Source organism: Clostridia bacterium, assembly GCA_035628995.1.
Lineage (GTDB): Bacteria > Bacillota > Clostridia > Lutisporales > Lutisporaceae > BRH-c25.
In genome coordinates this window covers 78,551-98,112 of record DASPIR010000024.1, presented here as the reverse complement: position 1 = coordinate 98,112, position 19,562 = coordinate 78,551, and the positions used below count along the sequence as shown (strand labels likewise).

At 40.3% G+C, this 19,562-nt stretch carries 21 protein-coding genes; 5 read left to right on the top strand and 16 right to left on the bottom strand.

Annotated elements, in window-relative coordinates; all coding sequences use genetic code 11:
- Positions 1-597 (bottom strand): sporulation protein YunB (gene yunB / locus VEB00_10990; protein ID HYF83538.1); only part of this gene is annotated, 597 nt, incomplete at its 3' end.
- Positions 598-912: 315 nt separating this feature from the next.
- On the opposite strand from yunB, the gene VEB00_10985 reads away from it, so the two are divergent.
- Positions 913-3,282: a PBP1A family penicillin-binding protein gene (locus VEB00_10985; protein ID HYF83537.1), complete on the top strand. Its 2,370-nt coding sequence runs from the start codon at positions 913-915 to the stop codon at positions 3,280-3,282.
- A 14-nt stretch (positions 3,283-3,296) separates the two neighbouring features.
- Here VEB00_10985 and VEB00_10980 read toward each other — a convergent pair whose 3' ends face one another.
- From VEB00_10980 to spoIIAA, 8 genes are all read right to left on the bottom strand, one after another.
- Positions 3,297-3,893 (bottom strand): stage V sporulation protein AE, encoded by a 597-nt coding sequence (locus tag VEB00_10980; GenBank protein ID HYF83536.1) that lies wholly within the window; start codon positions 3,891-3,893, stop codon positions 3,297-3,299.
- 11 nt (positions 3,894-3,904) lie between these two features.
- A complete protein-coding gene (gene spoVAE / locus VEB00_10975; GenBank protein ID HYF83535.1) occupies positions 3,905-4,261 on the bottom strand; it encodes a stage V sporulation protein AE in 357 nt (118 codons plus the stop codon).
- Positions 4,261-5,289, bottom strand: coding sequence for a stage V sporulation protein AD (gene spoVAD / locus VEB00_10970; GenBank protein HYF83534.1), 1,029 nt, complete (start codon positions 5,287-5,289; stop codon positions 4,261-4,263). Before spoVAD ends, spoVAE begins: the two co-directional genes overlap by 1 nt.
- A 26-nt stretch (positions 5,290-5,315) precedes the next feature.
- The gene (gene spoVAC / locus VEB00_10965; protein HYF83533.1) at positions 5,316-5,762 is read right to left on the bottom strand and encodes a stage V sporulation protein AC; all 447 of its coding nucleotides are present in this window, start codon (positions 5,760-5,762) and stop codon (positions 5,316-5,318) included.
- A 27-nt stretch (positions 5,763-5,789) separates the two neighbouring features.
- Positions 5,790-5,924, bottom strand: a complete 135-nt coding sequence (locus tag VEB00_10960; GenBank protein HYF83532.1) for a hypothetical protein — start codon at positions 5,922-5,924, stop codon at positions 5,790-5,792.
- Positions 5,925-6,241: 317 nt separating this feature from the next.
- A complete protein-coding gene (gene sigF / locus VEB00_10955; protein ID HYF83531.1) occupies positions 6,242-6,979 on the bottom strand; it encodes an RNA polymerase sporulation sigma factor SigF in 738 nt (245 codons plus the stop codon).
- A 12-nt stretch (positions 6,980-6,991) separates the two neighbouring features.
- On the bottom strand, positions 6,992-7,420 hold the full coding sequence (spoIIAB, locus tag VEB00_10950; protein HYF83530.1) for an anti-sigma F factor: 429 nt from the start codon (positions 7,418-7,420) through the stop codon (positions 6,992-6,994).
- A 4-nt stretch (positions 7,421-7,424) separates the two neighbouring features.
- On the bottom strand, positions 7,425-7,769 hold the full coding sequence (spoIIAA, locus tag VEB00_10945) for an anti-sigma F factor antagonist (protein ID HYF83529.1): 345 nt from the start codon (positions 7,767-7,769) through the stop codon (positions 7,425-7,427).
- A gap of 370 nt (positions 7,770-8,139) precedes the next feature.
- Here spoIIAA and VEB00_10940 point away from each other — a divergent pair, with 370 nt between their 5' ends.
- The 4 genes from VEB00_10940 to VEB00_10925 all read left to right on the top strand — a co-directional run bounded on the left by VEB00_10940 (position 8,140) and on the right by VEB00_10925 (position 13,085).
- Positions 8,140-9,258 (top strand): glycosyltransferase, encoded by a 1,119-nt coding sequence (locus tag VEB00_10940; GenBank protein ID HYF83528.1) that lies wholly within the window; start codon positions 8,140-8,142, stop codon positions 9,256-9,258.
- A gap of 49 nt (positions 9,259-9,307) precedes the next feature.
- The gene (gene speE / locus VEB00_10935; protein HYF83527.1) at positions 9,308-10,147 is read left to right on the top strand and encodes a polyamine aminopropyltransferase; all 840 of its coding nucleotides are present in this window, start codon (positions 9,308-9,310) and stop codon (positions 10,145-10,147) included.
- A 304-nt stretch (positions 10,148-10,451) separates the two neighbouring features.
- A complete protein-coding gene (locus VEB00_10930) occupies positions 10,452-11,939 on the top strand; it encodes an aminotransferase class I/II-fold pyridoxal phosphate-dependent enzyme (protein HYF83526.1) in 1,488 nt (495 codons plus the stop codon).
- 162 nt (positions 11,940-12,101) lie between these two features.
- On the top strand, positions 12,102-13,085 hold the full coding sequence (locus VEB00_10925; GenBank protein HYF83525.1) for an asparaginase: 984 nt from the start codon (positions 12,102-12,104) through the stop codon (positions 13,083-13,085).
- A 15-nt stretch (positions 13,086-13,100) separates the two neighbouring features.
- Here VEB00_10925 and VEB00_10920 read toward each other — a convergent pair whose 3' ends face one another.
- The 7 genes from VEB00_10920 to VEB00_10890 form a co-directional block, all read right to left on the bottom strand.
- The gene (locus VEB00_10920; protein HYF83524.1) at positions 13,101-13,784 is read right to left on the bottom strand and encodes a thymidylate kinase; all 684 of its coding nucleotides are present in this window, start codon (positions 13,782-13,784) and stop codon (positions 13,101-13,103) included.
- Positions 13,785-13,819: 35 nt separating this feature from the next.
- Positions 13,820-14,569, bottom strand: coding sequence for an S-methyl-5'-thioadenosine phosphorylase (locus tag VEB00_10915; GenBank protein ID HYF83523.1), 750 nt, complete (start codon positions 14,567-14,569; stop codon positions 13,820-13,822).
- A gap of 111 nt (positions 14,570-14,680) precedes the next feature.
- Positions 14,681-15,313 carry a 50S ribosomal protein L25 gene (locus tag VEB00_10910; GenBank protein HYF83522.1) on the bottom strand — a complete coding sequence of 211 codons (633 nt, stop codon included), beginning with the start codon at positions 15,311-15,313 and terminating at the stop codon, positions 14,681-14,683.
- A gap of 92 nt (positions 15,314-15,405) precedes the next feature.
- On the bottom strand, positions 15,406-16,290 hold the full coding sequence (locus VEB00_10905) for a GNAT family N-acetyltransferase (protein HYF83521.1): 885 nt from the start codon (positions 16,288-16,290) through the stop codon (positions 15,406-15,408).
- A gap of 20 nt (positions 16,291-16,310) precedes the next feature.
- The gene (locus VEB00_10900) at positions 16,311-16,568 is read right to left on the bottom strand and encodes a hypothetical protein (GenBank protein HYF83520.1); all 258 of its coding nucleotides are present in this window, start codon (positions 16,566-16,568) and stop codon (positions 16,311-16,313) included.
- Between the two features lie 14 nt (positions 16,569-16,582).
- Positions 16,583-17,377: a carbon-nitrogen family hydrolase gene (locus VEB00_10895; GenBank protein HYF83519.1), complete on the bottom strand. Its 795-nt coding sequence runs from the start codon at positions 17,375-17,377 to the stop codon at positions 16,583-16,585.
- A 31-nt stretch (positions 17,378-17,408) separates the two neighbouring features.
- Entirely contained in the window at positions 17,409-19,451 is a 2,043-nt protein-coding gene (locus VEB00_10890) for an ATP-dependent helicase (GenBank protein ID HYF83518.1), read from the bottom strand.
- Positions 19,452-19,562: the final 111 nt, after the last annotated feature.

Genomic DNA, 19,562 nt, shown 5'->3' with positions numbered 1-19,562 from the left:
TACAATTATTGTTTCAGAAACCGGTATATGTGTCGTTACATCAATTTTATTGCTTGCCAGCGGGACTAGTATCTGCACATCCGTCTTTACTATAAGATATATCTTTAGTCTAGTTTGGTTTATACCCGCTTCCTCAAAATCTGTATAGAAATCCACATTGACTGTACCTGCCGGCTGTATATTCACACTTATCTTAGGGCCGGTATTCGCGAATACCTGGCTTCCAAAAATGTTTGATATGGGTATCTTCAAGGCTGTAATTCCAATCTTTTTTATTTCCTTCTGAATTTCCAAGGAAGTATCAGCTGCCAGCTTGTTCATTTGCACAGTGTTTGCTTGGATAAGTGCAATCCTTCCATTAACGTCGGTCTTGTAATCAACAAGATGATTAAAAGAGTTGTTGCTTATTTTGCTATTCACTGCATCATTTATCGCCTGCGTTGCAATAAGCCTTGCATTTATCTCTGACATTGCCAAAATAGTCGGCTTAATGTTCCTCTCCAAGATGTAATATGAGTATATCAGCATAATAGCTAATATCAGCACGCTGAAGAAGAATTTCTTCTTTCCGCCTCTTTGGCCAAACTTCCTCCTCATGAGCAAACACCCCCTATTTATTAATATATGATTCAGAGTTACATACTTTACAACTATTTTATATATTTGAAAATATAATTAAAAACTCGTAACAAAACTTAATAATCCTCGTCAATATTTATGGAGTAATGGTTTTTCAAAGCACTTGGATTAAAAATTGGCAAAAATGTTAAGAATCACCTTAAAGGCAGACAGTTCAATGGATATTATCCCCCTGGTTTGCCATAAATACACCTGTATGTTATAATTGTTCTGTCACAGAATGGACTATTTATTGTATGCTTTGCTAAAGCAAAGCAATTGTGGAGGTAGATTATGAGCGATAATGAAACAAAGACCCCAAGGAAAGGCAAGAAGAAAAAGAGAACCTTTTCTTTAAATAGATTTTTAAAGTTTATTATACTCAGCTTGCTTCTGGTAATTCTTCTGGGCGGAAGCATCGGACTAGGTACTGCCTATGCCTGGGTAAAAAGTGCAGCACCTCTTAACGTAAATGAACTGTTTGATTTAAGCCAGACTACATATATTGTCGATAAGAATGACAAGCTCATCGACAATCTTCACGCAAATGAGAACCGTACTATGGTCACAATAGATCAAATACCTCAGGACCTGCAAGATGCCTTTATCGCAATCGAAGATAAGCGCTTCTTGAAACATAACGGTATAGACCCGTATCGTATTATTGGTGCTTTAAAAGCTGACCTAAAGACCGGAGAGCTTTCTCAGGGTGCCAGTACTATTACACAGCAGCTTATAAAGAATATTTATCTTACTCCTGACAAGAAGTGGAAAAGAAAAGTAGTTGAAATGTATTATGCTATTCAGCTTGAAAGAAGATTCCGTAAGGAGCAGATATTGGAAGCTTACCTGAACACAATAGGACTTGGGCATAATGTTGCAGGGGTTAAGGCAGCGGCTCTTTATTACTTCGGCAAGGAGCTAGATCAACTTACTCTTGCGGAATGTGCAACAATAGCAGGTATTACGCGTTATCCTTCAGCATATTCTCCATATATAAACTTTGCAAAGTCTATGGAAAGAAAAGATTTAATCCTTAAAGAAATGCTTGGCCAAGGCTTTATTACGCAATCAGAATATGACGATACTTCCAAGCAGGAAATCAAACTGGCGAAAGTTCAAAAAGAAGTGGAAACAACATACTTCTCCGACATGATCATCAATGATGTCATTGACACACTGCAGAAAAAGCTTGGGCTTAGTAAAGAAGAGGCTGAGATAAAGCTTTATAACGGCGGGCTCAAAATAATAGCTACTATAGACACAGAGATGCAGAATATGGTTGAGGCAACCTTCAAGAATACCAAGCTCTTCCCTGAGAGCAAGGAAGATGGCAACGGTATATTACAGCCTGAAGCTGCTGTTATAATAATTGAAAATGGGACTGGCGAAATCAAAGCAGTTATGGGAGGCAGAAGCGAAAAGGTCAGAAGAGGCCTCAATAGAGCTACTCAATCCTTAAGGCAGCCCGGTTCTACAATAAAGCCTCTTGCTGCTTATGCCCCGGCTTTAGATAATGGTTATACCGTTGGAACAGTTATAGATGATGCCCCTGTTGCCTATGGCAACTACAAGCCCCGCAATTACAGCAATAACTTCAAAGGCCTTGTGACTTTGAGAGAGGGCATAAAACATTCTACTAATGTCGTTGCAGTCAAAATAGTTCAAGATATTGGCATAGAGCGTTCCCTGGAATATCTCAAAAAGTTTGGGATTACAACTATGGTTACAAAAGCTGATAACAAGGTCACTAATGACGAAGGTCTTTCATCGCTTGCACTTGGTGGAGTCACCAAGGGTGTTAAGCCCATAGAAATGGCTGCAGCATTTAGCGTCTTCCCCAATAAGGGTATATTAATAAAACCAATATCCTTTACAAAGATTCTTGATAAGGACGGAAACTTAATCTTTGAAAACAAGCCTGAAAAATCAAAAGTTATAAGCGAACAGGTTTCTTACCTTATGGTAGACATTATGAAGGGTGTTGTAACTGGCGGCACAGGTGGAAATGCTGCATTATCCAAGATGCCGGTAGCAGGAAAAACAGGTACTACAACAACAAACAAAGATGCCTGGTTTACTGGCTATAGCCCCTACTATACAACCTCAGTCTGGATAGGACATGATGACCCGAAACCTATGAACTTTACTGGAGGCAGCTATCCTGCAAAGCTTTGGAAGGCTGTAATGGAGGAAGTCCACAAAAATCTCAAGGTGAAAGATTTCGAACGTCCAGGAGGCTTAGTATCTGTGAATATTTGCACAGTATCAGGCAAAAGACCTTCCGAGCTTTGCGCCCTTGATCCCAGGGGTTCAACAGTGAAGTCGGAGATCTTTATAAAAGGCACAGAACCTGGACCGGAAAGTATCTGTGATGTTCATGTTATAAAGGATGTCGACGTGGAAACAGGCAAGCTTGCGACACCCAATTGTCCATCAACATTAGTTCAGTCAAAAGTGTTTATACAGAGGACAGAACCTTTTATTCCTCAACCTGATCAGAAGCAAGTACCTGCCGATTTGATATATGAGGCACCTACAGAGTTCTGCGATAAACATACAGAACCAGCTATTGGCGAAGATCCGTTAGAGGGTGAGGAAGATCTGGAGGGCGATGAAAACAGCGTAGAACCCACACCTACTCCCACACCTACAAATCCATAATAAATAAGGAGCAGCTACATAATGCTGCTCCTTTCTATTATCTCTTTCATAGCCTTTGTAATTATTGGAGCCCCTTTGTCACAGCAGTCCTTGCCGTTCATCTTCCCTGGGTCTCCAATACCTATAATAACAGGGATATCCATAGACCCCAATATGTCAACCGTATCCCCGTTAATCTTGGTACCTTCAGCTTTATTGCCATCTTTGTCTACAGTGTTTTCAATTATATTTCCATCCTTGGTCACTGAAAAGTCAATATTGACCCCATTTACTCCCTCAGTATTTGAAGCTACTGCAATGACACCCAGTATTTCTACATCAGGACTCTGGACTATCTCTTTAATTGCCTTTTCACCCTTCCCCATTCCTGTATGTCCTCTGTCATCAACCATTACTACAACGGGATCATAAGGTGTGCTTCTTATTAGCTCAACTATGCTTTGGCCGCTCATTGGAGTGGGGTTACCTGCTGACTTAGAGATGCATCTGCCCCCGATTCGGAGTGCTGCAGTCTCTACCGCTTTTCTTGCGATTCCATCACCGTCTGTAACTAATATCACTCTTCTTTTGGCGCTATTTATAGGCGTTGTTATATTATTATTTTCATCCATATTTATGTCTCCTATTTTTTTGATTTTGGGCTAAAAAGCAATGCCATTATATAACCGAAGAAAATAGCTCCTGATACTCCTCCAGCTGCAGCCTTCAGGCCTCCGGTGAAAGCGCCCAGCATTCCTGCCTCTTTAACCTCTTTCATAGCTCCTTTGGCAAGTGAATAGCCGAACCCCGTCAAGGGTGTGGTTGCTCCAGCCCCTCCGAAGTCGACTATTTTTTGATATAGCCCCAATCCCTGAAGGATTGCACCAGCCGTAACAAAGCTGACAAGCACTCTGGCAGGGGTCAGTTTTGTATGATCCATTAGCAGCTGCCCAATAACACAAATCAATCCGCCCACAAGAAATGCCTTCAAATAATCCATCAAGTACCCTCTCCCACTGTTTTTTCTATGGCTACTGCGTGGGCAATTGAAGGGATTGATTCCCCCTGCCAGCTAGTGGTAGGTGAGAGCAGTGCACCGGTGGCAACCAGAAGCACTCTATTGAGGTTCCCCTTCTTCATTTCCTTTGCAATATATCCATTCAATACAACAGCAGAACATCCACAGCCGCTTCCACCAGCATCAGTATCCTGCTTCGCACCATCATAAATCATTGAACCGCAATCGTTATAGACCTTTTTTATATCAAAGCCTTCCTTTTGCATCATATCCAGCGTTATTGCCTTTCCAATATTTCCAAGGTCTCCTGTTAATATTAGGTCGTAATACTCAGGACTCCTTCCTGTTTCATTGAGATGGGCTGTAATAGTGTCAACCGCTGCAGGAGCCATTGCTGCTCCCATGTTATTAGCATCCTTGATGCCAAAATCCATGACCTTTCCTATTGTCACACACGTTATAAACGGCCCATTTCCTGCCTCTGCCAGAACTGTGGCTCCAGCGCCTGTAACAGTCCATTGTGCAAAGGGAGGTCTCTGAACACCTTGCTCCAAAGGAAACCGGTATTGTCTTTCTGCACTGCTGAAATGGCTTGAGGTGGCGCAGACTACAGCTTCCCCAAACCCTCCATCAATCAGCATTGAACCCATGCATATTGATTCAGCCATTGTTGAGCATGCTCCATATAACCCGACAAAGGGTATCTGAAGTTCCCTGGCTGCAAAACTTGAAGATACAATTTGATTTAACAAATCACCGGCAAACATGAAATTAATATTTGTATTGCTTCTGCCGGAAGCCTTTATTGCATTTTTTACGGCTTCCTTGAGCATCTTGCTCTCTGCCTTTTCCCAGCTCTCCTCTCCGAAGTAGTCATCCTTCAATATATTATCAAAAAATTGCGCAAGTGGACCCTCACCCTCTTTAGGTCCAACTATGCTGGCATTGGAGATCATTGAGGGAGGTGATGACAGCTTTAATGTCTGATTCCCCAGTCTTTTGCTTGCCATTCAATCACTCCTTAGGTGGATTCTTCTCATTTCCCAAACAAATAATAAATAAAACCAATAATTATTGATGCAGATATACCATAAACAAGGACCGGGCCAGCAAGAACAAACATCTTTGCACCTACTCCAAAAACAAAACCTTCTCTCTTGAATTCCATAGCCGGAGATACTATTGAGTTTGCGAAGCCAGTAATTGGTACTATACTTCCTGCCCCGGCAAATCTTCCTATACGGTCATAAATACCGAGACCGGTAAGAAAAGCTCCTAGAAACACCATTGTCGTGGCTGTTATTGAAGCTATTGCCTCAGGGCTGTAGCCGTAGCTTTTAGTAATATTGGATATGAATTGTGCCACATCGCATATGAACCCTCCTACAACAAATGCAGCTATGCAGTTTCTAAGGGATCTGGGCTTAGGAAGCTTATCCTTTATATATTGTTCATACTGTTTCGAACTCATTTGTGTTTTCATTCAGCTTATACCTCCTGTCTTAAATCCTCACTGCTTGTGCTCGAATATCCTTGCTGCGTTTTTTAATATCCTGCCGTCTATGTCACTCCTTATCTCCTTTTCTGCTTCGCTTTCAAAATTCAAAATACTTTTCAGCTGCTTAAACCTTTTATTTGTATACATAATAATCTCTCCAAATCGGATATTTTCATTGTGTTGCAGCATTCTCCAAATACAAGTATCGCTCTTTCGTGTTTCTCCTGCAGCGATTTGCTGGTATAATAGCTCCAGGAAAAACAGCTAATGACAAGCACCATTGCAAATACGAGTAAGAGCCTGAAAATCTTCATTACACAGCACTCCTGTACAATTTATATTAATATTATTGGCTATTAAGCCAAATTAATACCTTGGAAATTTACATTAGAAATTTACAATAGAAAAAAGACCATGCAACAAGTACACGATCTTCTCTACTGACATTATCTTTATGTGAAATTTTAAGTAATGCTCTGCCTAAGCTTGCTGATTATCTTCTTCTCGACTCTTGACACCTGAACCTGAGACATTCCCAGCATTTCAGCTACCTGACACTGAGTCATGTCCTTGAAATATCGGAGCATTATTATTTGGCGTTCCTTGGGTTCCAAAGCAGACAAAACCTCTTTCAATGCCAGCCTATCTATTATATCAATATCTTCCCCTTCGTTGCAGCTTATCCTGTCAATGAGGAGTATTGGCGAGCCGTCATCCTGGTGTATTGTCTCATAAAGATATTCTGTGCTTTGCACAGAATCCAAAGCCACTGCCAAATCTTCTTTTGAAATCTCCAACACTGAAGCAATTTCAGATATTGTTGGTTCCCGTCCATAATCCTTTTCCAGTGCCTCCTTCGCCATATGAGCTTTATTAGCTATTTCCTTAAGGCTTCGGCTGACTTTAATCATTCCGTCATCTCTTAGAAATCTCTTTATCTCACCAATTATCATCGGTATTGCATAGGTTGAGAACCGCACGTTAAAGCTGGCATCAAATTTCTTGATCGCCTTTAACAGTCCAATGCTTCCTATCTGGACCAAATCATCGTATTCACAGCCTCTATTCAAAAACCTTCTTACAACACTTCTTACCAAGCCGATGTTGTTTTCTACAAGGAAGTTTTCTGCCTCAGAGTCTCCTTTTTGAGCACGGAATATAAATTCTAAAAATTCATCTTGAGTAAGCTCCACCCGTTCCATAACCATACCCCATCAAGCTGTCTTCATAGTTTTAGTCATGCGTATGATAGTACCGTTCCCCGGATGCGATTCGATTTCCACCTTATCCATAAAGGTCTCCATAACTGTAAAACCCATTCCTGATCTTTCAAGCTCGGGTTTTGAAGTATAAAGCGGCTGCCTGGCAAGCTCAATATCTGCAATTCCTGCTCCAAAGTCCCTTATTTCTATTTCTACAGTCTTATCAATTATCCTTGAAACAATCATTACATTTCCTGTTCCGCATCCATACCCATGTATAATGGCATTGGTAACTGCTTCAGAAACTGCAGTCTTAACCTCTGCCAGCTCTTCTATCGTCGGATCCAGCTGGGCTACAAATGCTGCAACTACTGATCTTGCAAAGCTTTCATTCTGCGATTTGCTTAAGAATTCAAGTTTCATTTCATTGTCTATTCTCATTGCATTAACACTCCTTTATACTTGCTATGGCTTTCTTTTTGTTGGGGTATATCTGAATTATCTTCTGAAGTCCGCATATTTCACACAATCTCATAATCTGTGGCTTTACATTTGTCATGCCTGCTTTTCCTCCATTGTTTGAGATAAGCTTATAACGCCCTATCAACACCCCAATTCCGGAGCTGTCCATAAAGCCTACCTGCTCCATATCAAAAAGAATTGATTTAGGGTTTTTTAAAGTAATCTCTTTGTCAATTTTGGATCTGATTTCTTCACAGGAGTGATGATCAATATCCCCGTCGATTCTTACAATCAACAGCCTGTCCACATACTCAAAACCTATATTCATTCTCGTCCCTCCATATTTATACTGCATTGTTAATATTCAATAAATAGCAGGATTTTCCTTCAACGAAATTTGTATAGTTTTGTTGAATTGGTAAAAATTATTTCCTCTGTTTTTGTTGTTTTCCAGACTAATTTAGCGAAAACATCGTACTCTAAATGTGATATGGATTTCTTTAGCAATTTTCATATTGCAATCTATATATTTTGCACTTAATCCTTTATACTAGAATTCAAATAAGTGCAAAATGTTTCAGTTAAAGCCCGTAAGGCAACTTAGTGCGTTACATCTGGTATAAATTCTGTTTTGTGCTATACTAAGAATTATATAATAAGGGCGGCAGTGCTAATGCCGTATTCTAGGGAGTGATTAAGTGAATACTTTAATATTCTCTGTTTCTATCGGAAACGGACATGATCAGGTTGCCCATACACTTAGGAATGAGTTCATACGTCAGGATAATTCCTCTCGTGTGAAAATTATCAACACTATCAGCTATATAAGTCCCATACTTGACAAGGTTATTTTGGACGGATATATGAATATATTGAAGTTCTACCCCAAGGCATGGGGAAAGCTATATGAGAAGACTAATAGACTTGACCCGATGATTGATATAAATGACATCGCTAACAGACTAATGACAAGCAAGCTTCGAAAAACCATTGTGAGCTTTGATCCTGATGTGATTATATGCACTCACAGCTTTCCGTCTGCAATTATTTCGAGCCTCAAGCAGAAGAAAAGACTGAATTGTCCTTTGGTTTCGATCATTACAGACTTTAACATCCACTCTTCATATATAAACGATGGAACTGACTACTATATAATACCTCACGAGGATCTTACCTATATTATGGAGAACTTTGGCGTAAGCAGAGAAAAGGTTCTCCCTTTCGGTATACCGATAAAAAAAGAGTTTGCTGAAGTTCATAAAAGGGAAGAGCTAATAGAAAAACTGAATTTTGAGAATAAGAAGTCCATACTGGTAATGGGAGGCGGACTTGGTCTTGGAGAGATAAACAACATAGTAAAAGCAATAGACAGCTATATGGAGAACATTCAAATTATCGCTATTGCAGGCAGGAACCATAGACTGGAAACAAAGCTCAAGAGCCTTACTACACGTAACAAGCTTGTAGTTTATGGCTTTGTAAACAATATTCACGAGCTTATGGAGTTATCAGATTGTGTAATTACCAAGCCCGGAGGAGTATCGACAGCAGAAATCCTGACCAGAGAAAAGCCCCTTATCATATTCTCCCCTCTACCGGGGCAGGAGTATGAAAATGCAGAGTTCCTGCTGAATTCTGGTGCTGCAGTTGCTACTTCGGATGTTAAGAAGATACCTGTTCTAATTGATCAGATATTCAACTCTGAGGTTAGGATGAAATGCTTCCGGGAAATGACAGGACTATTGAAAAAGCCTTACTCAACTTATGACATCGTACATTTTCTTATGGATAATCATGGTTCCGAAAAAACAAAATAAATTTTAAATTATGCAGAATAAATATCAACAGTGTGGAAGGAGAATACATATGGATTTATGGATAAAGGAGAAGCAAATAGAGAACGCAGCAATGACATATAAGGTGAAAGAAACTTTGTATACAGAGAAGACTAAGTACCAGGAGCTTGCCATACTTGACACCTATGAATTCGGCAGGATGCTTGTGCTTGATGGTATTGTCCAGACAACAATACGAGATGAGTTTGTTTATCATGAAATGATAACCCATGTCCCCCTTTTCACCCATATGAACCCCAGGAAAGTATTGGTAGTGGGCGGAGGTGACGGTGGTGTAATAAGAGAGATACTAAAGCACAAGTCCGTTGAGAAAGCTGTTTTGTGTGAAATTGATGACAGGGTGGTAGAGCTTTCGAAAAAGTACCTTCCTGAAATAAGCTGCGGTCTTGATGATCCAAGAGCTGAGGTCTTTATAGGCGACGGCATCAAATATGTCTTGGACCGCAAAAATGAATTTGATGTTATCATAGTTGATTCAACTGACCCTTTTGGTGCCGCTGAGGGACTTTTCAACGTTAACTTCTATAGGTCTCTTTACGAATGCCTTACAGAGGACGGAATCTTTGTTGCTCAGACAGAGACCCCCTTTTACCTCCCACAGGTAGTGAAACGTGTCTTCGATGATATTGCTGATGTATTTCCCGTTACAAAGCTTTACATGGCAGCTATACCTACCTATCCCGGTGTTTACTGGAGTTTTACAATGGGCTCGAAGAAGCATGACCCTGAAAAGGTGGATACGCATCATATCCCTGATTTTGATACAAAATACTATCATAAAGATTTACATAAGGCATGCTTTGTACTTCCTAAATACGTGAAGGATTTAATTCTGGGAAGCGATGTATAATAATGCGATGTGCTGTAATTTTATGTCTTAAGCCCTCTTAGAAGCATAGTTGATAAATCGCTGGGGCACCTGTTTCTGCAAGCTTTTGCCTTTGTAAAATTCCATCGTGAATTTTTATTAAATTTTTTGATAAAAATTATTGCATTTTGGATTTGTTTGCCCTATAATGAATTTGGTATTTAAATAATAAAACTAAAAATCGCTCTGCAGAAGCCTGAACTTATTGCATCGAAGTTCAGGCTTTTTTTATTAGCAAATTTAGTAAACTAATTAAATTTTAGTTAGCCGAAAGGAAGGTGTAAAAATGTTCAAATTAGATCAGACGAAAACCCCTATGTTTGATGCCCTACTAGAATACCACAACAATGATACAGTCCCTTTCCATGTTCCAGGCCATAAGCGAGGCCAGGGAATGGTTAAGAAGTTTAGGGATTTCGTAGGTACGAACGTATTATCAATAGATGTAACGGTTTTTCATCAGGTTGACAGTCTCCATAAGCCAACAGGAGTAATCAAGGAAGCCCAGGAACTGGCTGCTGATGCTTATAACGCCGATTACACTTTCTTTTCAATTCACGGAACCTCAGGTGCCATACAAGCAATGATTATGAGCGTTGTCAGCCAGGGAGACAAAATAATAATCCCGAGGAACGTTCATAAATCCATCACAGCCGGCATAATTCTGAGCGGTGCCAATCCTGTTTATATGCACCCTGAAATCGACACAAACGTAGGATTAGCCCTTAACGTTACACCTGAGACTGTGAGAAAAACACTGGAACAGAATAGCGATGCTAAAGCTGTACTAATTGTTAATCCGACCTATTATGGTGTTTCAACTGATATAGTTGAAATTGTCAAGATAGTTCATGAGTATAATATACCGCTTATAGTTGATGAAGCTCACGGACCTCATCTTCATTTCAACAGCAAGCTTCCCATATCAGCTATGGATGCAGGAGCAGATATCTGTGCCCAGAGCACGCATAAAATTGTGGGTTCCATGACACAAAGCTCTCTGCTGCATGTAAAAAAAGGAATTGTTGATGTTAACAGAGTTAAGACCGTAATGAGTTTACTGCAGACCACAAGCCCATCATATCCACTTCTCGCCTCCCTGGATTGTGCGAGAATGCAGTTGGCTACAGAAGGCAAAGAACTTATAGACTTTTCTATAGAATTAGCCAAAAATGCAAGAGAAAGAATAAATAAAATTGAAGGCTTGTATTGCTTCGGAGAAGATGTACTTAAGAAAAAAGGCGCCTATGGCTTCGATCCAACAAAGATTACCATTACTTGTAAGGATTTAGGACTCTCCGGCTATGAGCTGGAAAGAATCCTTGCTGAGAAATATTTCATACAGCCAGAGATGTCCGACCTGTATAATGTCCTCTGCGTATTCTCTTTTGGAGATACGAAGGAAAAGGTTGAGAAGCTTCTAACAGCCCTTGAAGAGATAAGTGCCGAGCAAAACTGCAAAGAAATTGTTAAGTCTGAAGTGCTGGGCATACCAAACATTCCCGAGAGTGTTCTTACTCCAAGGGATGCATTTAACAGCCTGACTATTTCGATACCCCTTGAGGACAGTGTAGGACTTATCAGTGCAGAATTCCTGATGGCTTATCCACCAGGGATACCAATACTCTGTCCTGGAGAAATAGTTACGCAGGAGATAGTTGACTATGTTAAGGCTTTAAAAGCTGCGAAGCTGTATGTTCAAGGAACTGAGGATCCTGAAGTAAATAGAATCAAAATAGTCAGTGACCTGCAGATAATGAACGTAAACGCATAGTATTGAATTCTACGTGAGGCATACAATTGTATGCCTCACTTTTTTTGGATTGTTAATAAGATGAACCTATAATATAATAATTTTAGAGAGTCTAATAATTTTTTAAACCTTCAACTATTTTTATAATATAGCATATTACACTATAATGCAGGGAGGATAAGGATGAAAAAAATAATCATAGTATTTACCGGTGGCACAATAGCAATGCGAATTGATGAAAAAACCCATGCGGCAGTGCCTGCAATTTCCGGTGAGCAAATACTGCAGATGACACCTGGCATTGGCACCATCGCAGAAATAGATTTTCTTAACTTCAGTAATATTCCAGGACCACATATGACTCCTGAGAAAATGTTTGAGCTTTCCAAGATTATTCAGCACAAGCTGAAGTTTGAAGGCTTCGATGGTGCAGTTATAACCCATGGTACAGACTCCTTAGAGGAAACCGCATATCTTGTAGACCTTACATCAAATTCAGATAAGCCCATTGTATTTGTTGGGTCTATGAAAAGCAGCTCCGAGCTGGGCTTCGACGGACCTGTAAACCTTATAGCTGCAACTTATGCTGCTGCCTCAGATGAGGCTTATAATAGAGGTGTTCTTGTAGTAATGAATAACGAAATACACTCTGCCGCACAGGTAACCAAAACGAATACACATACTTTGGATACCTTTAAGAGCGCTGATTTCGGCCCTATCGGCTTTATTGACAACGATAAGGCATATTTTTACCACAGCTACACAAAACGCCAATACATCGCAGCCGAAAAAATAGACAGCAGGGTAGACCTTATCAAGACTGGCTGTGGCATGGATGACAGGCTTCTAAGATTCTGTGTTGATTCAGGAACTCACGGGATTGTCATTGAGGGTATGGGCAGAGGAAACATTCCGCCGTCAATGGTTCCAGGTGTAGAATATGCCGTGTCCAAAGGAATTCCAGTAGTACTTGTATCACGCTGTCTCATGGGCAAGGTTCTTGACAGCTATGGGTATCCAGGCGCAGGTAAAGAACTTACTAATAGAGGTGTAATTCTGGGAGACAACCTTCCAGGGCAGAAAGCCAGAATCAAATTGATAATTGCATTAGGCCTAACCAAAAATGTAGCTGATATAAAAGATATATTCGAAAAAAACTATTATTGATTGAAAAACCTCCCGTTATAGCGGGAGGTTTTTAACTATAGAATCATATATTTCATTGTGTATATCATCTATGCTCCTCAAACAATTGTTTGCAATGCATTGAATCCTATTCCACTTATACTTTTCTGCTATCCAGCAGGCATTCTGGTATGTCTTACTAAGATATTCACTATCGCTTTCATGTATGTCCTTCTTGGAACCACCAGTTATTTTATTGTTTCTGGCGGACATCAAATTATTGGTTATTACAGGAGGAACATCCATGAATATCACCATATCGGGAATAGGCAGCCCCAGCTTTACAAATTCCAGATCCCAAAGCCAATCCAGATATTCATTCCGCTCCATTTCATCTTCGATTTTTGATGCCTGATGCACCATATTTGAAGTTGTATATCTATCTGCCAGAACTATGCCGCCTTTTTCATAAAACTTCTGCCATTCCTTCACATAGGAGGCATATCGGTCAACCGCATAGAAAGTTGATGCCGCATATGCATTTACATCCTCAGGTCTATTGCCGAATTCACCATTCAAATACATTTTTACCAGTGCTGATGAATTACTCTTGTAATTGGGGTATTCAACCTTCCTGATATTATGCTTTTCCTCTTTCAGCCTGTGAAAAAGTATTTTTGTTTGAGTGGCCTTTCCACTTCCATCCGTACCTGCTTCAATTATTATGAGCTTTCCCTTCATATATCTACCTCAACTAACTTGTTTGTATTATAGTATTAAAGCTTCTCTATCATATGGTATATTACTTTCTTCACTTTTTCATTATTAGCGCTGAATACTCTGTAAACCTCTTCCTCGGTAACTGGCTTTATATCCTCATTGCCTTCAAGTCCTGCATCATAATCTGTTATGAGAGATATGTTCACATATGGTATTTCCAGTTCCTTCGCCAGCATGCATTCCGGATATTGAGTCATATTTATGACTTCCCAACCCATCTTGCTGAACCATCTGCTCTCAGCCTTTGTCGAAAACCTCGGTCCTTGTATTACAACAACCGTACCTTTTCTATGTACATTTACCCCTGCTCCCTCACAAGCTCTTATCGCAAGATTCCTCAAGGTCTCGTCATAGGGTTCTGCCGGGCTTACATGCTTCGTCTCTGGACCCTCAAAGTAGGTATCCTTTCTTCCCCAGGTCCTATCCACGAACTGGTCGCATACTACGAACTCCCCTGGTTTAATGTAGGCCTGCAGGCTTCCTGATGCAGTAGGAGCGATTATGTGTTTGACCCCAAGCATTTTCATAGCATAAACATTTGCTCTGAACGGTATCATATGTGGTGGAAATGAATGCTGCTTGCCGTGTCTGGGTAAAAAGGCAACAGTTTTATCCCCAATCTTTGCTAAGGCAATTTTGTCACTGGTGCTGCCATAGGGGGTTTCTATATCAATCTCTTCAACATCATCAAGAAAGGAATAAAAGCCTGAACCTCCAAAAACTCCAATATCAGCTCTATAATTCATACTCTGCTGCCTCCTCTTACTTTATTACACATTTAATATTACTATAATCAGCCAGCTTAGACAAGCCAGGTTTTAAGGATAAATAGAAATAGCTGCTTTAAGCAGCTATTTCTATTTATCCTTTTGTTTATCTTGCTTTTCTGTATTTACAAGTTCAGGCTCAACCCTGTCAAATACCAGGTTTATGGGTTCATCCCTAGTAGGCAGTATCGAGAGTATCACTTCATTCTTCTCATTTATTATTGAAAGCTCCTTCGATATTTCAAGTTCGGCCACTCTCAAAACATGCCCGACTGTATACTTCGAGGCATCAACTGTAATTACTGGTGGTATTTTCTCAATTTCACCCTCTATTTCCACTTCGGTCATTTGTTTATTTATTACCCAGCCGTTTTTCTCAACCCTCTCCCCATTCACTACCAATATTGGTACCTCGGCATGTATTATTTCATGAAGTGTTACAGGTTGAAAATCCACATGTATTAGGCGGTCTTGCAGGTGATCCCTCTGCACCTCTTTTATAACGGCAGGTATCTCTGTTCCATCCACACTAAGCTTTACTATCACGTTCTCTCCGTTCTTGGCAAGAAGGCTTCTGAGTTCGATTTCATCAACTTTTAGCAATCTTCCCTTAGACCCTTTTTCATATAGTATTGCAGGAATGCAATTCTCTTTTCTAAGCTTCCTTGTCTGCTTATTCCCAGAACCCGTCCTATTATTTACACCCAACTCAACGTTCTTCATAAAAAACCTCCATAAATGATTTTCATTTATGGAGTATTCCCAAATATTCCAGTGTTTAAACATGCACCTATTTAGGCTTGCATATGATCCCCCTACCCTATTAATTTCATACTATATACAAACACATTTACTTCCCTGTATCTTTCGCTTAGGAATTCGAAGCTGCTTAGTTCCATCACATTGATAAGCCTTTCATCCATTTGCGCCATTATCTCATAATATTCCATATTCTGTTTAGTAGCCTGCTGCTCGGCAAAATCCACAAGCTCCTTCATTGCTCCCATATCCCCGTCTATGAAGCCTATGCTGAGCCCTCTGTCCATATGTGAGTCCTCTGTGAGTATCATCACTGAAGATACTTTTCCATCCCGCAGCACTCCATAAACGCATTTGTCTTTTACAAGTCTTTCTACCAGCTCATAGGTCAGCTTTTTGAAAGTCCATCCAAAGCTTACATATCCATTCGCCATATAATATGCATTGCCTCTGGTTATCAAGTCCCATGCAGTTGCCGTACTCATTACGTTTATAACAGTTTTTGCGCCTGAAGACTTTAATGCCTCCTTGCTCAGTTGCTTATAGCCTGTAGTGAAATAACCATCCTTCTTAAAGCCCAAGCCTTCTACAATGTTAATGCTCTCTTTGCTTCCTATATAGGCACTAAGCCTTACTATTTCCACACCTTCAGCCTTTGCCCTGCTTAGATAATACTGAGTAACGGCCTTCCCAAAGCCTTGATGTGCATACTTCTCATCAACCCTTATCCCTTCCAGCCAAGCTTCAGTATCATTATGTTTCGTATATTTTGCAAAGCCTACAACGACTCCATCCTTCTCACCCAGCGTGAATTCTCCTTCTGTTTCTTTAACCCAATCGTCAAAAACATATTTTATAAAATCATTGCCTTCCCAAATCTTCGACGAAATCTCTAATACTCTTTCCTTATCAGACTGTGTAACTTTTCTGAACCTGTACATTTTAACCCCTCCCATTCCTGTTATGCCTTATATCCTATAAACCTGCTCCCAAGATATTTCTTTATAAGCTCCTTATCGCTTTCCAAGTCCAACATAATTGGCTCTCTTTCTGATTCCTCAAACTCAACCAGTACAGTGGCATCACCCTTTAAGAACTGTTCTGCCACAGTCTTTTCATCCACCTCTCTGTACTGTACCTTCTTTCGTGCCTTTTCAGGCTTTACAAATTCCCTTACAAAAATGCTTCCTGACATCCTTATTATTCTAACGTAATTCATTCTTCTCCTCCTGTCTAAAGTCTATATGTTTCCGGCACCCTGTCCGAAAGAATATCCATGTTCGACCGTATTTCTTCTACTTTGCCAAGCTCTAACTCTGCACTTATTATCTGTTCCTTGAAATCAGCTTCTGCATATGCCTCTCCCCATGGATCAATTACAGCCGATCCGCCTATGAAATCATCACTACAGCTCTTTCCTGCCCTGTTCGCTGCTACAACAAAAATCTGGTTTTCTATTGCTCTTGCTTTCAAGAGTGTCGTCCAGTGCATTATCCTTCTTGCTGGCCATTCTGCAGGGACAAAGAGCACTTTTATTCCTTCCAGCGCCAAAGTCCTTATCAGTTCAGGAAATCTCAGGTCATAACAGATGATAAGCCCGCACTTTACTCCGTCCAGTTCAAAAGTACAGTACTTCTTCCCCGCCTTTAGGCTGGCATCCTCTCCCATAAGCTTGAATAGGTGTATTTTTTCATATTTGGCAATGATATTACCTTTTCTGTCTGTGACATAAGATGTGTTTCTTATGCCGCCGTCTTTACCCATATCTGCAAAAGAACCAGCTATTATGTTCACTCCATACTTAGCCGACAGCTCGCATATCATGTCAAGGGTCGGCTTGCCCTCTTTGTCACAAAGCTGCTCCAGCTTTGTAAGCTCATAAGCGGTAGTCCACATTTCGGGAAGTAAGATTGCGTCAGGCTTATCCACTGCTGCCTTTTCAATCAACATTCGAACCCTCTCCCTGTTAATCTCAGGTTCGCCGTCAGCTATATCAAGCTGTATCACAGATACCTTCATTCTATCCATAGATATTCCCTTCCTTAAATAATATTAAACGTTACAGAAGCCTTACAATTTCATTCTTAAGGCATGCCTTCAGATTAAGCTCCTTCATGCTGCCTTCAAAGTCTACCTTTATCCTTGCACCTTCCTTACTGTCAATTATCTCTCTTACCACCCCGCTGTAATATATCTTATGATATATCTTCTGCCCTATATGAACCTGGCTGCTGTAATCAATACTTTTCTGAAATTCCTCCACAAATCGCGAGGGTTTGACCGCTTTACCGTACCTGTGCTTCGGAATAGTGATGCATAGTTCCCTTTTTGCTCTTGTCATTGCCACATAATAAAGTCTTCTTTCTTCTTCAAAATCAGTATCAGCCTCAGAATCATTCTTTATGTATGGTGCTAGTCCTTCTATCGAGCCGCAGATGAACACTGTATCAAATTCCAGACCCTTAGCCTTGTGCATTGTCAGAAGCTTTACATTGTTGCGTCCGAAATTTGCGTAATCCTTTTCCCCCAGCTTCTCTGATACCTCATCCACGTGCTGCATATACAGTACAATACTTTTGAAACTTGAAGCGGAGCTTTGGATTTCTTCAATTGTCTCCATAAGCCCTTTTGTACTTATACCCTTTGAAGCCGCATATTCCTTAAGGTATTCATCGTAGCCTATTACATTCCTTATATATCTGACAGCATTTTGAGGTTCCATTACCCCGAGTCTTTTCAGGTCATTCTTGAATTCTTGCATTCCGTTTATCTGCAGATTATTAAGATTGCTGTGATTCGTAATGCTTTGAATAAAGTCTCCACCCAGCTTCTCCGCTTTTTCCATTGTGTCCTTACTAATATATCGTTTAGGCCTGTTTATTATCCTCATGGTATCCCTGCTGCTGCCAAGACCAATCCCCAGCTTCAGGTAGCTCATTATGTCCTTGAAAATCCAGTGGTTGTACATGGATACTATTCCATCCAGTGTAACAAAAGGAATACCTGCATCCATAAAAGCATCAATAACTGCTCTGGATTGAAGATTGGTCCTATAAATAACTGCAAAATCGGAAAACTCCTTGCCGGTTCTGCTCATCTGACCTATCCTTCCAGCTATGTTCCTGGCTTCCTCTTCAAAATCCTCAGCTTCAAAGGTAACAGGCAGGCTTCCCTGACTGTTCACTGCTTCAAGCTCCTTGGAATATCTGTTACTGTTGGTATTGATAACCGATAATGCTGAAGTCAATATGTTTTCTGTAGTCCTGTAGTTGTTTTTCAGGTATATCCTGCTGCACTTTGTATAAAGCTTTTCGAAGTTCAAAAGAATATCGGGTGCGGCACCCCTGAAGCCATATATCGACTGGTCATCGTCCCCTACAATAAAAATATTGTTGAGAGGCTCCGCTAGAAGCTTTATTGTCTCAAACTGCAATGTGTTAATATCCTGAAACTCATCCACTAGTATGTATTTGAATTTCTCCCTTAATTCCTTAAGAACCCTTGCGTTATTCTTAAGCAGGCAGTAGCAGTCATTCAATATATCATCATAATCATACTTGCCAGACTGCTGCTTAAATTCCTCGTATTCCGCCATTATCCTTCTTAGCTGCATATTGTCGCAGGAACTTGGCTTGTAGCTTGATGTGTCCGACATAGTACTGATAACATATCCCATATCGCTGATTATTTCTCTTATCTGCTCCTCATCTTCCGCAAACTCAACTCCAAGTCTTCTGACAATATTTTTTATCATATTGAACTTAAGGTTCTCATCAAGCAAGTCCTCCAGCTTATAACCCTTGTATTGCCTCAGCAGCTTGTAGAAAACCGAATGGAAGGTGCCAAAGCTTACTTCCCTTGCACTTTGAGCAGAAGAAAGCTTGGTATACCTTTCTTTCATCTCATTGGCAGCCGCCCTGGAAAAAGTAACTACAAGCATATTTTCAGGTGCCGCAACCTTCTTTTTTATGAGATTGATTACTCTTGATGTAATTACAGTGGTTTTTCCTGTACCCGGGCCCGCCAATACCATACACGGCCCTTCCTCATGCTTGACTGCCTCCAGTTGTTCCTTGTTCAACCCTTTTAAATAGCTCTCCATCAATTTACCCTAACCTTTTCAATATCTCAAATCGAACATTATATGTATATTATAGCATTTCTCAGCATTGAAAAAAAGGAAGCGCACAATCAATGTGCAGCTCCCTTTTGC

Bases quoted from the DNA above. Each gene is read 5' to 3' on its own strand.
- VEB00_10985 (HYF83537.1), top strand. From the start codon at position 913: ATGAGCGATAATGAAACAAAGACCCCAAGGAAAGGCAAGAAGAAAAAG.
- VEB00_10980 (HYF83536.1), bottom strand. From the start codon at position 3,893: ATGGATGAAAATAATAATATAACAACGCCTATAAATAGCGCCAAAAGA.
- spoVAE (HYF83535.1), bottom strand. From the start codon at position 4,261: ATGGATTATTTGAAGGCATTTCTTGTGGGCGGATTGATTTGTGTTATT.
- spoVAD (HYF83534.1), bottom strand. From the start codon at position 5,289: ATGGCAAGCAAAAGACTGGGGAATCAGACATTAAAGCTGTCATCACCT.
- spoVAC (HYF83533.1), bottom strand. From the start codon at position 5,762: ATGAAAACACAAATGAGTTCGAAACAGTATGAACAATATATAAAGGAT.
- VEB00_10960 (HYF83532.1), bottom strand. From the start codon at position 5,924: ATGTATACAAATAAAAGGTTTAAGCAGCTGAAAAGTATTTTGAATTTT.
- sigF (HYF83531.1), bottom strand. From the start codon at position 6,979: ATGGAACGGGTGGAGCTTACTCAAGATGAATTTTTAGAATTTATATTC.
- spoIIAB (HYF83530.1), bottom strand. From the start codon at position 7,420: ATGAGAATAGACAATGAAATGAAACTTGAATTCTTAAGCAAATCGCAG.
- spoIIAA (HYF83529.1), bottom strand. From the start codon at position 7,769: ATGAATATAGGTTTTGAGTATGTGGACAGGCTGTTGATTGTAAGAATC.
- speE (HYF83527.1), top strand. From the start codon at position 9,308: ATGGATTTATGGATAAAGGAGAAGCAAATAGAGAACGCAGCAATGACA.
- VEB00_10930 (HYF83526.1), top strand. From the start codon at position 10,452: ATGTTCAAATTAGATCAGACGAAAACCCCTATGTTTGATGCCCTACTA.
- VEB00_10925 (HYF83525.1), top strand. From the start codon at position 12,102: ATGAAAAAAATAATCATAGTATTTACCGGTGGCACAATAGCAATGCGA.
- VEB00_10920 (HYF83524.1), bottom strand. From the start codon at position 13,784: ATGAAGGGAAAGCTCATAATAATTGAAGCAGGTACGGATGGAAGTGGA.
- VEB00_10915 (HYF83523.1), bottom strand. From the start codon at position 14,569: ATGAATTATAGAGCTGATATTGGAGTTTTTGGAGGTTCAGGCTTTTAT.
- VEB00_10910 (HYF83522.1), bottom strand. From the start codon at position 15,313: ATGAAGAACGTTGAGTTGGGTGTAAATAATAGGACGGGTTCTGGGAAT.
- VEB00_10905 (HYF83521.1), bottom strand. From the start codon at position 16,290: ATGTACAGGTTCAGAAAAGTTACACAGTCTGATAAGGAAAGAGTATTA.
- VEB00_10900 (HYF83520.1), bottom strand. From the start codon at position 16,568: ATGAATTACGTTAGAATAATAAGGATGTCAGGAAGCATTTTTGTAAGG.
- VEB00_10895 (HYF83519.1), bottom strand. From the start codon at position 17,377: ATGGATAGAATGAAGGTATCTGTGATACAGCTTGATATAGCTGACGGC.
- VEB00_10890 (HYF83518.1), bottom strand. From the start codon at position 19,451: ATGGAGAGCTATTTAAAAGGGTTGAACAAGGAACAACTGGAGGCAGTC.